This is a genomic window from Vibrio sp., from assembly GCF_050299255.1.
GTDB lineage: Bacteria > Pseudomonadota > Gammaproteobacteria > Enterobacterales > Vibrionaceae > Vibrio.
This window is the reverse complement of record NZ_JBNKVP010000024.1, coordinates 1-13,302: the sequence shown is the minus strand read 5'-3', so window position 1 is coordinate 13,302 and position 13,302 is coordinate 1. Positions and strand designations below refer to the sequence as shown.

At 52.4% G+C, this 13,302-nt stretch carries 15 protein-coding genes and 1 pseudogene; 8 read left to right on the top strand and 8 right to left on the bottom strand.

Translation table 11 applies throughout. The features are described 5' to 3' along the window. Window positions 1–89 precede the first annotated feature (89 nt). Window positions 90–446 carry a diacylglycerol kinase gene (locus ACQY6F_RS08835; RefSeq protein ID WP_428773732.1) on the bottom strand — a complete coding sequence of 119 codons (357 nt, stop codon included), beginning with the start codon at window positions 444–446 and terminating at the stop codon, window positions 90–92. A gap of 16 nt (window positions 447–462) precedes the next feature. After that, entirely contained in the window at window positions 463–2,445 is a 1,983-nt protein-coding gene (locus tag ACQY6F_RS08830) for an LTA synthase family protein (RefSeq protein ID WP_428773730.1), read from the bottom strand. 320 nt (window positions 2,446–2,765) lie between these two features. Between ACQY6F_RS08830 and rph the strand changes: the two genes are divergently transcribed. After that, the gene (gene rph, locus ACQY6F_RS08825) at window positions 2,766–3,485 is read left to right on the top strand and encodes a ribonuclease PH (RefSeq protein WP_428773728.1); all 720 of its coding nucleotides are present in this window, start codon (window positions 2,766–2,768) and stop codon (window positions 3,483–3,485) included. A 127-nt stretch (window positions 3,486–3,612) separates the two neighbouring features. Then, entirely contained in the window at window positions 3,613–4,254 is a 642-nt protein-coding gene (gene pyrE, locus ACQY6F_RS08820; RefSeq protein ID WP_428773726.1) for an orotate phosphoribosyltransferase, read from the top strand. 69 nt (window positions 4,255–4,323) lie between these two features. On the opposite strand, the gene lpxM is transcribed toward pyrE, so the two are convergent. The 4 genes from lpxM to coaBC are packed head-to-tail and all read right to left on the bottom strand — an operon-like array spanning window position 4,324 to window position 8,131. After that, complete coding sequence (gene lpxM / locus ACQY6F_RS08815; protein ID WP_428773725.1) at window positions 4,324–5,301, bottom strand: lauroyl-Kdo(2)-lipid IV(A) myristoyltransferase; 978 nt, start codon at window positions 5,299–5,301, stop codon at window positions 4,324–4,326. Window positions 5,302–5,318: 17 nt separating this feature from the next. After that, window positions 5,319–6,263, bottom strand: coding sequence for a Kdo(2)-lipid IV(A) acyltransferase (locus ACQY6F_RS08810; protein ID WP_428773724.1), 945 nt, complete (start codon window positions 6,261–6,263; stop codon window positions 5,319–5,321). A 5-nt stretch (window positions 6,264–6,268) separates the two neighbouring features. Beyond that, window positions 6,269–6,859: a nucleoid occlusion factor SlmA gene (gene slmA, locus ACQY6F_RS08805; RefSeq protein WP_428773722.1), complete on the bottom strand. Its 591-nt coding sequence runs from the start codon at window positions 6,857–6,859 to the stop codon at window positions 6,269–6,271. A 60-nt stretch (window positions 6,860–6,919) separates the two neighbouring features. Next, window positions 6,920–8,131 (bottom strand): bifunctional phosphopantothenoylcysteine decarboxylase/phosphopantothenate--cysteine ligase CoaBC, encoded by a 1,212-nt coding sequence (gene coaBC, locus ACQY6F_RS08800; protein ID WP_428773721.1) that lies wholly within the window; start codon window positions 8,129–8,131, stop codon window positions 6,920–6,922. Between the two features lie 250 nt (window positions 8,132–8,381). On the opposite strand from coaBC, the gene radC reads away from it, so the two are divergent. From radC to mutM, 5 genes are all read left to right on the top strand, one after another. Beyond that, a complete protein-coding gene (radC, locus tag ACQY6F_RS08795; protein ID WP_428773719.1) occupies window positions 8,382–9,050 on the top strand; it encodes a RadC family protein in 669 nt (222 codons plus the stop codon). A 477-nt stretch (window positions 9,051–9,527) separates the two neighbouring features. Then, window positions 9,528–9,764 carry a 50S ribosomal protein L28 gene (gene rpmB / locus ACQY6F_RS08790; protein ID WP_428773717.1) on the top strand — a complete coding sequence of 79 codons (237 nt, stop codon included), beginning with the start codon at window positions 9,528–9,530 and terminating at the stop codon, window positions 9,762–9,764. Between the two features lie 13 nt (window positions 9,765–9,777). Next, the gene (gene rpmG / locus ACQY6F_RS08785; protein ID WP_002535344.1) at window positions 9,778–9,945 is read left to right on the top strand and encodes a 50S ribosomal protein L33; all 168 of its coding nucleotides are present in this window, start codon (window positions 9,778–9,780) and stop codon (window positions 9,943–9,945) included. 205 nt (window positions 9,946–10,150) lie between these two features. Further along, entirely contained in the window at window positions 10,151–10,627 is a 477-nt protein-coding gene (locus ACQY6F_RS08780; RefSeq protein ID WP_428773716.1) for a hypothetical protein, read from the top strand. 62 nt (window positions 10,628–10,689) lie between these two features. Continuing rightward, on the top strand, window positions 10,690–11,499 hold the full coding sequence (mutM, locus tag ACQY6F_RS08775) for a bifunctional DNA-formamidopyrimidine glycosylase/DNA-(apurinic or apyrimidinic site) lyase (RefSeq protein ID WP_428773715.1): 810 nt from the start codon (window positions 10,690–10,692) through the stop codon (window positions 11,497–11,499). Here the strand turns inward: mutM and coaD are convergent. Further along, entirely contained in the window at window positions 11,496–11,990 is a 495-nt protein-coding gene (gene coaD, locus ACQY6F_RS08770; protein ID WP_428773713.1) for a pantetheine-phosphate adenylyltransferase, read from the bottom strand. The genes mutM and coaD overlap by 4 nt on opposite strands. A 108-nt stretch (window positions 11,991–12,098) precedes the next feature. On the opposite strand from coaD, the gene ACQY6F_RS08765 reads away from it, so the two are divergent. Then, a complete protein-coding gene (locus ACQY6F_RS08765; protein ID WP_428773712.1) occupies window positions 12,099–13,133 on the top strand; it encodes a glycosyltransferase family 9 protein in 1,035 nt (344 codons plus the stop codon). Between the two features lie 2 nt (window positions 13,134–13,135). Here ACQY6F_RS08765 and ACQY6F_RS08760 read toward each other — a convergent pair. Beyond that, a pseudogene (locus ACQY6F_RS08760) lies at window positions 13,136–13,302 on the bottom strand (glycosyltransferase family 2 protein); the annotation flags it as partial.

Genomic DNA, 13,302 nt, shown 5'->3' with positions numbered 1-13,302 from the left:
TAGCATAGACCGCTGAATTGTCAGTAGGTACTCACATTGGCTCATCGGTTGGCGACTTGGCCGTAAGCATTTGTGAACATCCGCTTGGGTTAGATCAGAATGGTCAGCCAGGTGAAGCCAGCAAAGACCAGAGTGACAAATACGGCGGCGGAACCGATATCCTTGGCGCGGCCGCTCAGTTCATGCCATTCGCTTCCGACCCGGTCGACCACGGCTTCAATGGCGGAGTTCATCAGTTCAGCCAGAATCACCGGCACTAAGCTGCCTATCATCAGCAGTTGCTCGACGGCTGTGACCGGCAGCAAGAATGAAATGGCTGTCATGATAGCGGTTAAGACAATCTCCTGGCGAAATGCCGCTTCGTGTTGCCATGCGGCCCGTAAGCCTTTGAATGAATAGCCTGTGGCATAAACAATGCGGGTAATGCCGGTTCGACCTGGTTTCATAGTGTTACCTTAATACTTAATTGGGTTGTGCTGATTTGGAAATGAGCGGATCTGTCGGTTCTGCTCGGTAGTAGTTCTGTTCGAAGGCTAAACTGCCCCACATGGCATTAGCGTGCGCGCGTTTAATGATGTCAGGATCAAGCTGTGCATCAGTCAGCGAATCGCTCTTTTCGTCGTAGCGATAGCTGCTGATACCTTGTTCCGGCCGTATCACCACGACTTGATTGTCAGCCGTCATCCAGCCGAAATTTTTGTCTCTCTGCATCATTGCACGCTGCTTGTCTATTGATAACGGCTGGGTGAGATCATGTCCTATCATAGGGTTGATGCTGTCGATACCTGCCAGCGAGAGCAGGGTTGGTGCCAGGTCGATTTGACTGACCAGGCGATCGTCCATGCGAGGCTGGATTCCGCCACCAAAAATAATAGCCGGGATCTTGAAGTGGCCTATCGGCACGGGCAGGGTGCCATAAGCGCGAGCATCGTGGTCGGCGATAACGGCGAACACAGTATTATCCCAGTAGCGCGAGCGTTTGGCTTTGGCGACAAATTCACCCAAGGCGAAGTCCGCGTACTTAATCGCATTTTCTACCGTTTGCTTCGGTTGGTTAAACGGTGTGATGACATTGTCCGGATATTCAAATGGGCTGTGGTTTGAAGAAGTAAACACCAGGCTAAAGAACGGCTGTTCACTTTCTGAGAGCATAGAAAACTGTTCATCAGCCTTGTTGAACAGGTCCTGGTCGGATGCGCCCCAAGAGCCGACAAAGCTTGGATTACTGAACTTGGGTAAATCCTGGATATCTTTGAAACCATTGCCCAGAAAGAAGCTCTTCATATTGTCAAAATGGCTCTCGCCACCATAGATGAACTGGGTGTGGTATTGGTTGCGATCCAGTAACCCTGCAATGGTAAAGAAATTATGCTGACTTCTACCCAGTTTTACCACGGAGCGGGCCGGTGTAGGAGAAAAGCCGGTGGTGACCGCTTCTATCCCCCGCACTGAGCGGGTGCCGGTGGCATACATTCGGGTAAAGGCCCAACCTTGCTGCATCAAGCTGTCCAGATTAGGTGACAGATCCTGCCCCCCTAAACTTTTCACATACCGGGCGCCGTGACTTTCAAGCAGCAGGATGACGATATTTTTCGCTTTGCCCTGATAGCTGGCAGTGTGCCTTGCCAGGCTTGGTTGCTGCTCGGTGACATAATCTGACGGCGCGACGTTCATTGAGGCACGTATTTGCTCAATAATCTCCTGTTTATCCATCGGCGGATAATACTGAAACGCGCTGGCTTCACTTTTCATCTGTTTAGCGGCAAAAATGACCGAATAAGATGAGTTAAGCGTCAGGTCATTAATCAACGGATCGCTGGAAAACGCCACCATCGCGGGGTTTAGCGGCCGGTGACCGAACGTAGAACGTGCGCCCATAACCCCAAGTGCAACCACAAGCAGGGCAATCAGGGGGCGCCAATACCATTTGGGATAACTGAGCCCAATGACCAGCGAACGGCTCCACTTCCAGCCTAATATTAGCGTCGCTAAGCTCACCAGATTGCCGATCAGCAATTCCAGCTTGTAGCCACCCCAGAGCATGCTGAATACTTCCTGCGGGTAGGTGAGATATTCAATGAACAGACGGTTTGGTCGCAAATCGTATTCGATAATAAACGGCGGTGTGGCGACTTCCATAAAAACCACTAACCAAAGCCCGGAGGTAATCCATACCCGAAGTAACAGATGCCAGCAGCGACCGAGCAGATGTTCCCCGGACAGCAGGCTGGAAAGTAGCGATGGCAGAATGAACAGATAACAGATGGAGGCAATATCAATGCGCAGGCCACTCAAAAATACGCTTAGCCAGCCATTGGCATCACTGACTCGATCAGCATGCCACAGAGATAGTCCAAGACGGGATAGCGTAAATAGCGCCAGAATAACCAGACTGCCGGCAACTATTGGATAAATGGGACCGAGCTGTCGTTTTACAGCATTCATAAAAATGAGACCTTGGGATGTATAGGTAAGCAATTGAATAACTATGGACACCAATTCATTGTTTTTGTTCGATAAATATTTGTTATGTGTCCGCTGGATAATTTATAGCGCATTGAAGCAGGTATATTAATCGCAAGCTGGTTAAGTAGCAAAGTTGGCAATTGGCAGCATTTTAGATGGATCACAAGCTTTCCCTCATAACCAATGGCATCGTCATTACGAGTAACCCATCTCTCAGCCGCTTGCTTTCGCCTGATTCGATTATCCGTTATAATGCCGCCCCAATCTGATCTGTCCCCAATTGCTGAAGGTAGTTGTCAATGCGTCCTAACGATCGTCAGGCGAATCAAGTTCGTCCTATAAAAATCACCCGTCAATACACTGCCTATGCTGAAGGTTCCGTGCTGGTTGAGTTCGGTAACACTAAAGTGCTGTGTAATGCCTCTATCGAAGAGAACGTGCCTCGCTGGCTGAAAGGCCAGGGCAAAGGCTGGGTGACGGCAGAATACGGTATGTTACCGCGAGCGACCCACTCCCGTACCCGCCGCGAGGCCAGCAATGGTAAACAGGGCGGCCGGACGATGGAAATTCAGCGCCTGATCGCCCGCAGTCTGCGTGCGGTAGTGGATCTGGAAGCCATGGGTGAAATCATGATCACTGTCGATTGCGACGTGATTCAGGCCGATGGCGGCACGCGTACCGCGTCGATTACCGGTGCCAGCGTGGCGATGGCCGATGCGTTCCAGTACCTGTTGAATAGCGGCAAGCTGAAAGCTAACCCGATGAAAGGCCATGTTGCCGCCGTGTCAGTTGGTCTGCTTGGTGACGATGTGCTGTGTGACCTGGAATATGTGGAAGATTCAGCCGCCGATACTGATATGAATGTGGTCATGACTGAAGACGGTCGCATGATCGAAGTGCAGGGGACCGCCGAAGGCGAACCCTTCTCACACGATCAATTGCTGGCACTGTTGGATGTCGCCAAACAGGGCATTACCGATATCGTCGCTGCGCAAAAATCTGCGTTAGCGGATTCGTGATTAATCAATAGCTCCTTTGCAGGGAGCTATTTTTTTGCCTGCGCAGGGTTACTCCTTGCGCAGCAGTAAGTTAACCCAACTGTTTTCTCCGGTGCAATGAGGCCGGGTAAGTTAAAGAGAGAGTGTGATGAAAGCCTACCAGCGCGAATTTATTGAGTTTGCCTTAGAAAAACAAGTCCTGAAATTTGGTGAATTTACTTTGAAATCCGGTCGAAAAAGCCCGTATTTCTTCAACGCTGGCTTGTTTAATACCGGACGTGATCTGGCCCGTTTAGGTCGTTTTTACGCTGCGGCACTGGCGGACTCTGGTCTGCAGTTTGACGTGTTGTTTGGTCCGGCTTACAAAGGTATTCCTATCGCCGCGACCACGGCAGTGGCGCTGGCCGATCACCATGACATCGACACCCCATACTGCTTCAACCGCAAAGAAGCCAAAGATCACGGTGAAGGTGGCAATCTGGTGGGCAGTCCGTTAGAAGGCCGTATCATGCTGGTGGACGACGTGATCACTGCAGGTACTGCGATTCGCGAATCGATGCAAATCATCCAGGCCAACGGTGCCGATCTGGCCGGTGTACTGGTGGCGATTGACCGCCAGGAAAAAGGTAAGGGCGAACTGTCTGCCATCCAGGAAGTGGAGCGTGATTTTGGCTGTGCGGTAATTTCCATCATCAGCCTGTCCGATCTGGTCAGCTACCTGGAAGAACGCGGCGACGATGAGCAAAACCTGGCGGCGGTAAAAGCCTACCGCGCCGAGTACGGCATCTAACCGTCGATATTAACTGCAGAAAGAACAAGCCCAGCAAATTGCTGGGCTGTTGTTTTTAGGCTGTCCGGTTTAGCTCTGATCACCTTTATGGGAGTTGTCGTAAATGGCCGAGCCATCCCGGCGGGTTTTCAACAGCGACAGGTTCCACATGTACTGTTCAGGCCTTGGCCGTACCAGCTGCTCGATGGCCTGGTTCATCGCCCGGGCGTCGGCTTCTTCATCACCGGTCGGGAAGTTTTCCAGCGCCGGCAGGATATGCACCTCATATTTACCGGTTTTATCATTATAAGCCGGTAGCACAGGCACCACTTTAGCGCGGGACAAGCGGGCCATTTTGCCAAACCCTTTTAAGGTGGCTTTTTCAGTGGCAAAGAAGGGTACAAATACCGAGTTCTGGGCGCCGAAATCTTCATCGGGTAACCAGTAACCAAGATAGCCGTCTTTAATTGAGCGGACGAAAGGTTTCACGCCGGCCTCGCGGGCAAAAATACGGCCGCCGTATTGCATTCGCTGCACGTGCATCAGCCAGTCACCGATCGGATTGCGTTGCGGCTTCATTATGGTGGTCACTTTATAACCCTTGGCTGCCAGCATCACCGCGGGATAATCCACCGCCCAGGCATGCGGCGCCAGGATGATCACTTTTTCACCGGCATCCAGCAGTGGAAGCAGGTTCTCTTCGCCCAGCATGACACCGCGATTCTGGTTGTGCTTGGTCGAGCGAACCAGAAACTCAGAGTAGCCGAGCATGTACTGGGCGGCTTTAACAAAGGTTTCTTCCAGGATCTGCTGGCGCTCCTGTGGCGACTTTTCCGGGAAACAGTATTCCAGGTTGACCCGGGCACGGCGCACCACCCGGCCATTTTTACGCACGATAAACACCGATAGCTTACGGGCCAGGGCGTCGCGCCAGCGGTAGGGAATAAATGCAAACAGGGCTGCGAAGATAATTCCGAGCCAGGTTCCCCAATGTTTCGGGTGGAGAAAAGACCATTCAAAGGTCGGATTGTGCAGATACTGATCTGTGCTGTTGGATTTGTCGCTCATTGAACGCCACACCTTTATTACTGATAGCGAGAGTTGGTGAGTGATTTATCGGGCAGAGATTTAAAGCGTTTATGCAGCCACATCCACTGTTCCGGTGCGCGCAGAATGATCTCTTCCACGTACTTGTTCATGTAGGCTGCAGCGGCCACTTCGTCTTTTTTAGGATAGTGGTCATCAATGGCTTTGTCGGCCATGATTTCATACTTTCCGTCGTGGTTGCGAAAGCCCGAGCCGGGCACAATAGCACATTTACTGGTGTAAGCGAGAATACTGGTACCTGTGGTAGTACAGGCTTGCTCGACGGCAAAAAACGGTACAAATACCGATTTGTTGTGGCCGTAATCCTGATCTGGCAGATAAAACAGCGGATGACCCTGGCGCAGAACCCGGATCATCTGTTTAAGATCCGTCCTGTAGATCAGTTTGTTACCGTTGCGGGTCCGGCCACGATACTGGACAAACTCATAGGCCGGATTGCTGTGTGGACGGTATGCGCCATAACCTGGGGTGCCCAGTACCGCAAAAGCGCGGGCGGTGATTTCCAGGTTAAGGGCGTGGACGCAGCAGAGTAACACGCCGCGCTGGTTGTCTAACTGCTGACGCAATGCGCGGGTATCTTTATCGATCAGGATGCGGCGAAAACGCCAGGTGGGCCAGAACCAGGTAATGCCGGTTTCGATCAGCGCCATGCCGGTATTTTTGAAGTTCTCTTCCACCAGGTGGTCAATTTCCTGCTGCGGCATGTCCGGAAATGCCAGCTCAAGGTTACGCCGGGCGATTTTTACCCGGGATTTACCCAGCCGCATGCCCAGTTTGCCCAGGCCACGCCCCAGCCGGAACAACGCCGCATAGGGCAGCAGATTGACCAGGGCAGCCAGCAGGCCAAAGCCAAACCAGACTCCCCAGTATTTCGGGTGAAGCAGGCGGACAGAAAATTCAGGTTTACCGATTTTGTTGCTCATAGTAATTATTCAATTTGGGCACTCAACAGAGCCCAGTACTGGTCGAAGTTAGCCGTAGGTTGATATTTAAAATCGGAACGGACAAACCGGTTCAGGCTACCCTCCACCTGGCCCAGCAGCTGTGCCGCCAGGATGGTTTCATCAACCGGGAATGATTTGCCTTCGCGCAACTTACGCTCGCGCAGTATCTGGCGCAAGGACGTTTCGATACGCTCGAACAGCTGGTTAATCCGTTCACGTAACCGCTCATTTTCAAACATTAGCGCATGACCGGACAAAATGCGGGTCAGTCCCGGGTTGCGCTCTGAAAATGCCAGGATCAGTTGCAACACCAGCCGGATACGGCTCAGGGTGTCTTTCTCTTCATCCAGAATACGGTTAATGCGCGACATTAAAGACTCTTCGATAAATTCGATCAAGCCTTCAAACATCCGTGCTTTGCTCGGGAAGTGGCGATAAAGCGCCGCTTCGGAGACGCCGACCTGTTTGGCCAGTTTAGCGGTAGTGATACGGGACGTTCCCTCGTTCGACTCCAGCATTTGTGCCAGAGCCTGTAATATTTCTTCACGACGATTGGTTTTTCTTGTGCCGGCCATGAATGAGTTCCTTGTGTTTTTAAGTTTTTTTAAGGAATGCTGAATAGACAATTTTTAGTGTTAAGCCTGCTGGTGCTGCCGTTTTGCAATTAGAGTCATAATCTGCAGCGCCAATTCATGCTTGGAAGCTAGAGTAAGTGATTGCTCACCATCTTTCCAGTAGACAGTCACGGCATTTTGATCGCTGTTAAATCCTTGTCCCGCAACAGAAACATCATTGGCACAGATCATATCCAGATTCTTTTTCGCCAGCTTGCCTTTGGCATAGTGGGCAACGTCCTGGGTTTCGGCGGCAAAGCCGACGGTAAACGGCCGCTGATTTGCCATCGCGGCCACCGAGGCGACGATATCCGGGTTTTTCACCATAGTGACGGTCATAGCGTCTGTGTCATCGGTTTTCTTGATTTTCTGCTCGGCAATATCGGCCGGGCGATAATCGGCGACCGCGGCGCAGGCGATAAATACCTGGTGCTGTCCGGCATTCGCCATCACCGCCTGATACATATCCTGGGCACTCTGCACATCAATGCGGTTAACGCCTGCCGGAGTCGGCAGCGAGACAGGACCGGCGACCAGGGTGACGTCAGCACCGAGCTGGCGGGCGGCCTGTGCCAGGGCAAAACCCATTTTTCCGGAGCTGTGATTGCTGATGTAACGTACCGGGTCGATCGCTTCGCGGGTAGGCCCTGCAGTCAGCAGCACCGTGAGGCCTTCCAGCAGTTTAGGGGCAAAAAACTGTTCAACTTGCTGCACCAGTTCCATCGGCTCCAGCATGCGCCCCGGGCCGACATCGCCACAGGCCTGCTCTCCGGCTGCCGGGCCCCAGAGCATAGTGCCACGACGGGCCAGTGTGGCCAGGTTTTCTTGAGTGGCCTGGCTGCAGTACATCTGCTGGTTCATTGCCGGCGCTGCCGCGATGGGGGCATCGGTGGCCAGCAGCAGGGTAGTGAGCAAATCATTCCCCATACCAGCGGCCATGCGCGCGATAAGATCGGCGGTGGCGGGAGCCAGCAGTACCAGGTCGGCCCATTTGGCCAGCTCGATATGGCCCATGGACGCTTCGGCGGCAGGATCGAGCAGGCTGACTGACACCGGCCGGCCGGAGACGGCCTGCATGGTTAACGGGGTAATAAACTCTTTCGCCGCGTCGGTCATTACTACCTGTACCTGAGCGCCTCGTTCAATCAGACGACGGGTCAGCTCCGCACATTTATAAGCCGCAATTCCGCCGCTGATGCCGAGCAGGATGTTTTTTCCAGCCAATGTTTGCATGTTGTTTTCCCTCAAATTTACTGCGGCTAAGATAGCATGGCAGGGCGGTGGTTCAAAGATTCCCGCCGGTGAAGCGGATGTCGGGTCACGCCCGTGGCACCATTGGCAAACGACACCTTAGTTACATCCGCTAGCTTTTGAGCTCGCATTCTATATCGCCACTCGGCTTAGCGGATAAACAGCGATATAGCTGACTGGCGCAAGATGCTAACTTGCTTGGTTAAATCTTAGCGACCAGAGAAGAGCAACTATGAAATCGATACCGCGGGAGTCGATGCCGAGAGAAAAACTACTGTCGCACGGGCCGCAGTCACTGACCAATGCGGAATTGCTGGCGATCTTTCTGCGCACCGGTACGCAGGGTATGAATGTGCTGGAGCTGGCCGACCGCCTGTTAAAACAGTTTGGTTCTTTGCGCCAGCTGTTTGCCAGCAGTGAGCAGCAGTTCTGCAGTCATAAGGGGTTGGGGCAGGCCAAATACGTTCAGTTGCAGGCAGTGCTGGAAATGACCCGCCGTTACCTGAGTGAGACTTTACAGCGCGGTGATGCCCTGACCAGCCCGGAGCACACTAAGCTGTACCTGTCCGGTATGTTACGGGACAGGCAGCGGGAAGCCTTCTATTTATTGTTTCTCGACAATCAGCATCGGGTGATTGAAGACGAAGTGCTGTTTGAAGGTACCCTGGACGCTGCCTCGGTCTATCCGCGAGAGGTGGTCAAGCGTGCGCTGCATTATAATGCGGCAGCCCTGATCCTGGCGCACAATCACCCCAGCGGAGTGGCAGAGCCGAGTCAGGCTGACCGAAGGATCACCCGCCGGCTGGTGGACGCGCTGGCACTGGTCGATATTCGGATATTGGATCATTTTGTTGTCGGTGATGGGGAAGTGGTGTCGTTTGCGGAGCGTGGCTGGCTGTAGCGGTTAGCGCGGCGACGGCTTTGCCGCGGGAGAAGAATATAGTTAACTGCCGTGGCACAAAATGCAAAAGAGCGAAGTTAAAACGCTTGGCTTACAAGGAGTTAAGCCAAGCTAATGGCCATTTTTGCACTTTTATTCGCGCAGGATCCGGCAGGCACTAATTTTTGTAAGTCAAGTTGAGCAGAAAAGCCATGCTGTTACGGCAAACTTTTTGGTTGTTCACCCGCCAGTTTCTGCTACAATCCGTCCACATTTTTGAACTTACACTCAGCTCTGCTTAAAAAAAGATCACCAAATCCTGTAAAAAGGATCTGTTCGGGTCTTGAGCAATGCATGTCAAGTTAGTATAATGCGCGACCTTTGATAGCCTTGTATGGATTTTCCATAACGGTTTTTAACCTCAAACTTCTGATTAGAAATAGAGAGGTTCGGCCACCAAGGTTGATATCGAGCTGAAACGATTTGGAGAAGACATTCATGTCCCGAGTATGCCAAGTAACTGGTAAGCGTCCAGTAACGGGTAACAACCGTTCACACGCACGAAATGCTACTAAGCGTCGTTTTCTGCCGAACCTACAAACTCATCGTTTCTGGGTAGAGAGCGAAAAACGTTTTGTTAAACTACGTCTATCTGCTAAAGGCATGCGTATTATCGACAAGAAAGGCATCGATGCTGTTCTTGCTGATGTCCGTGCACGTGGCGAAAACGTTTAAGAGGAATTAGGCAATGGCTAAAGGCATTCGTGAGAAAATCCGTCTGGTATCTTCAGCAGGTACTGGTCACTTCTACACAACTGATAAAAACAAACGTAACATGCCAGGTAAATTCGAGATCAAAAAGTTTGATCCTGTAGTTCGCCAGCACGTTATGTACAAAGAAGCGAAAATCAAGTAATTGAATCCCGCTTCAGCAATTGTGTAAATGACGATTGTATAAAACCCGGCTTGTTAGCCGGGTTTTTCTTTATCTGGGCATAGTGATTGGCAAACAGTAGCCAGGTAGTTGTCGTAGCCCGACTCGCCTGAGGTGGTCGCCGTCTCGCTACTGATGGATTTATCCCTTATACTTCAGTTAGCTAACTAACTGAAAGGACGCTGTAATGTCAGCCCAACCGAACCGCCGCCGGCGTTGGAATAATGTCCTGATCGTCGCCACGATCGCTTTCATCGCACTAATCAACCTACCGACCGTGTTGCAAAATTTCCTGTCGGAGCCGGTAACCAGTGCCTATCCCAGCTTGCTCAACCCCAATGCAGAGCTGCAGGCGCTGCACTTTCAACAGTGGTCATTAGAGAAAAACCAGGGTCGCTGGCGCAGTAGTGTGGCTACCCAGATTGCCCCCGAAGAACTGGCCGGGCGCTGGCAGCAGATTGTCGGCACCGAAGTGGATGAGGCGACCTACCAGACACTGTCTCCTAAATTGAACCAACCACAAACCATTGAAGTCTGGTATCAGGATCTGGAAGAGCCGCAACGGATCACCCTGTACCAAACTCCGCAGTTCTGGCTGATGAGCAACTGGCAGCAGCGCTGGATTGCGGTGTCGGTCGATGCGGGCTACCTGATGCCTGAGTAAACCCCCTTTAACTAGTATACTGTCACTAACATCTCGTCTCGTTTGTTGTAAGGAACCCTGCTATGCCTGAATTGCCGGAAGTTGAAGTAAGCCGAATGGGCATTTCGCCGCATCTGATTGGCCAGACCGTCCAGCAATTGACGGTTCGTACTCCCAAACTACGCTGGCCGATCCCGCCAGAGCTGAAACAACTGGAGGGACAGGTGATAGAGCAGATCTCCCGCCGGGCAAAGTATCTGCTGATAGAAACCTCGCAGGGAGCCGCGTTGGTGCATTTAGGTATGTCGGGATCGCTCAGGGTACTGGATGGCGATATTGCGCCGGGTAAACACGATCATGTGGATCTGAAACTGGCCAACGGCAAAGTGCTGCGCTACAACGATCCACGCCGCTTTGGTGCCTGGCTGTGGTGTGAGCCTGGTCAGCCGCATCCGTTACTCGGCAACATGGGGCCGGAACCGCTGACTGAGCAGTTCAATGCCGACTATCTGAGTCAGCAGGCCAATGGTAAACGGGTCGCGATTAAACAGTTTGTCATGGACAATAAAGTGGTGGTGGGCGTTGGCAATATTTACGCCAATGAAGCGCTGTTCAGTGCCGGCGTTAATCCGACCCGTCCGGCGGGGAAACTAAAGACTGCCGAGTGGCATAAGCTGGTGGACGAAATCAAAGCCGTGCTGGCCACCGCGATTATGCAGGGCGGCACCACGCTGAAAGATTTTGCCCAGGCCGACGGTAAGCCAGGCTACTTTGCTCAGGAACTGCAGGTATACGGAAAGGCGGGTCAGCCCTGTCCAAATTGCGGCGAACCGATCCAGGCACAGAAAATCGGCCAGCGGAATACCTTCTTCTGTTCGGCGTGTCAGGTTTAGACCTTGGCTTTGGCCTTTAACGCTTCCGCGACCACTTCCGGGACAAAATTGCTCACGTCACCGCCATGGATCGCTACTTCACGGACGATAGTGGAGGAGATAAAGGCATACTCCTCCGCCGGGGTCAGAAAGACGCTTTCCAGGCCGGGCATCAAGCGCCGGTACATGTTGGTCAGGCCAAATTCATACTCGAAGTCGACCGTGGTACGCAGGCCGCGGATCAGCACATTGGCCTGCTCCTGACGGGCAAAATCCACCATCAGACCACTGAAGCCTTTTGAGCTGACATTAGGCAGATGTTTGGTCACCTGCTGAGTAAAATAGACCCGTTCTTCCAGGGTAAACATAGTGTTTTTGCTCGGGCTGGCGGCGACCGCGATGATCACTTCGTCAAACATATCGGCGGCACGCTCGATCATATCCAGATGTCCGTTGGTAATAGGATCAAAAGTGCCGGGATAGATCACCCGGGATAGACGTTTCTTACTCACTATAATTGGCCCACTTGCGTTATATCTTGTTCAATAGTAACAAAAAGGCTCACAATTACCTATTGATGTGGGTATCATTGGCAACAATGCCCTTAACCAGGAAGCACGATGAAAAATATATTGGTTATCCGCAACGATAAGATTGGTGATTTTATGCTGGCCTGGCCCAGCTTTGCGATGCTGAAGGCCTCGCTGCCGGATTGTCGCATCACCGCCTTAGTCCCCAAATATACCGTTGCCCTGGCCGAGTTATGCCCCTGGATAGACGAGGTGATGATCGACCCGACCAAACAGGGCAGTAAGCCGGATCAGCGTGCGTTAGTAGCCAACCTGAAAGCAGCCCAGTTTGACGCATCAATTAATCTGTTCTCTACCAGCTATAACGCCATGTTGGTCTGGAGAGCAGGCATTCCCTACCGGCTGGCACCGGCGACTAAACTGGCGCAAATCTTTTACAACCACCGTATCAAGCAGAAGCGTTCGCAATCGGCCAAGCCGGAATATGAGTACAATCTGGATCTGGTACGGGCATTTTTGCGCGATATTGACCAGCCAATTGTTGAACCTTCTGCGCCGTATCTCAGCTTCAGTGATGAACAGATCAAAGCGCAGCGCAGCAAACTGGCTGAGCAGTTGCAACTGGATGGCAAGTTGCCGTGGATTTATATCCACGCCGGTAGCGGTGGCTCGGCCAATAATCTGTCGCTGAAACAATACGCCACACTGATCCAGGGCCTGGATGGCGAACATGAAGTGATACTGACTGCCGGCCCGGGTGAAGAAGCGCAAGCGAGGGAGTTGCAACAGCAGGTAGAACAGCTTGGCGGACGGGCAGTGGTGTACGACAAAAACGACGGCCTGGTGGATTTCGCCTGTTCACTGGCCTGTGCCCAACTGTTTGTTGCCGGTTCCACCGGGCCGCTGCATATTGCGGCAGCGATTGATGTGCCGACGGTGGGCTTTTTCCCGGCGAAACGTTCGGCGACACCACTGCGCTGGCGACCACTTAATTCAACAGGACGCCATCTCGCCTTCTGCCCGCCAGAGGCGCAAGAAAAAGCGGATCAGGAAGATATGGCGCGGATTGATATCAACATGGTGGTGGCGCAGATCAATAGCTGGCGCGCCAATCCCACCGAATAGTTTTAACGTTTGTAATGTGGGTCGTTATCCCGGGCCCACAAATCCGCGTATTTCACAAAGGTGGAGTGGGCTGACAGCAGCGCGATCAGAAAGCCCTGCTTACCGTCCAGAAAGCCTCGTTTCAGCAGGTACATTTTCACAAAACAGCCGAAAGCATGCACAATGCCCT

Coding starts and splice junctions, on each gene's coding strand:
- ACQY6F_RS08835 (WP_428773732.1), bottom strand. CDS start 446: ATGAAACCAGGTCGAACCGGCATTACCCGCATTGTTTATGCCACAGGC.
- ACQY6F_RS08830 (WP_428773730.1), bottom strand. CDS start 2,445: ATGAATGCTGTAAAACGACAGCTCGGTCCCATTTATCCAATAGTTGCC.
- rph (WP_428773728.1), top strand. CDS start 2,766: ATGCGTCCTAACGATCGTCAGGCGAATCAAGTTCGTCCTATAAAAATC.
- pyrE (WP_428773726.1), top strand. CDS start 3,613: ATGAAAGCCTACCAGCGCGAATTTATTGAGTTTGCCTTAGAAAAACAA.
- lpxM (WP_428773725.1), bottom strand. CDS start 5,301: ATGAGCGACAAATCCAACAGCACAGATCAGTATCTGCACAATCCGACC.
- ACQY6F_RS08810 (WP_428773724.1), bottom strand. CDS start 6,263: ATGAGCAACAAAATCGGTAAACCTGAATTTTCTGTCCGCCTGCTTCAC.
- slmA (WP_428773722.1), bottom strand. CDS start 6,859: ATGGCCGGCACAAGAAAAACCAATCGTCGTGAAGAAATATTACAGGCT.
- coaBC (WP_428773721.1), bottom strand. CDS start 8,131: ATGCAAACATTGGCTGGAAAAAACATCCTGCTCGGCATCAGCGGCGGA.
- radC (WP_428773719.1), top strand. CDS start 8,382: ATGAAATCGATACCGCGGGAGTCGATGCCGAGAGAAAAACTACTGTCG.
- rpmB (WP_428773717.1), top strand. CDS start 9,528: ATGTCCCGAGTATGCCAAGTAACTGGTAAGCGTCCAGTAACGGGTAAC.
- rpmG (WP_002535344.1), top strand. CDS start 9,778: ATGGCTAAAGGCATTCGTGAGAAAATCCGTCTGGTATCTTCAGCAGGT.
- ACQY6F_RS08780 (WP_428773716.1), top strand. CDS start 10,151: ATGTCAGCCCAACCGAACCGCCGCCGGCGTTGGAATAATGTCCTGATC.
- mutM (WP_428773715.1), top strand. CDS start 10,690: ATGCCTGAATTGCCGGAAGTTGAAGTAAGCCGAATGGGCATTTCGCCG.
- ACQY6F_RS08765 (WP_428773712.1), top strand. CDS start 12,099: ATGAAAAATATATTGGTTATCCGCAACGATAAGATTGGTGATTTTATG.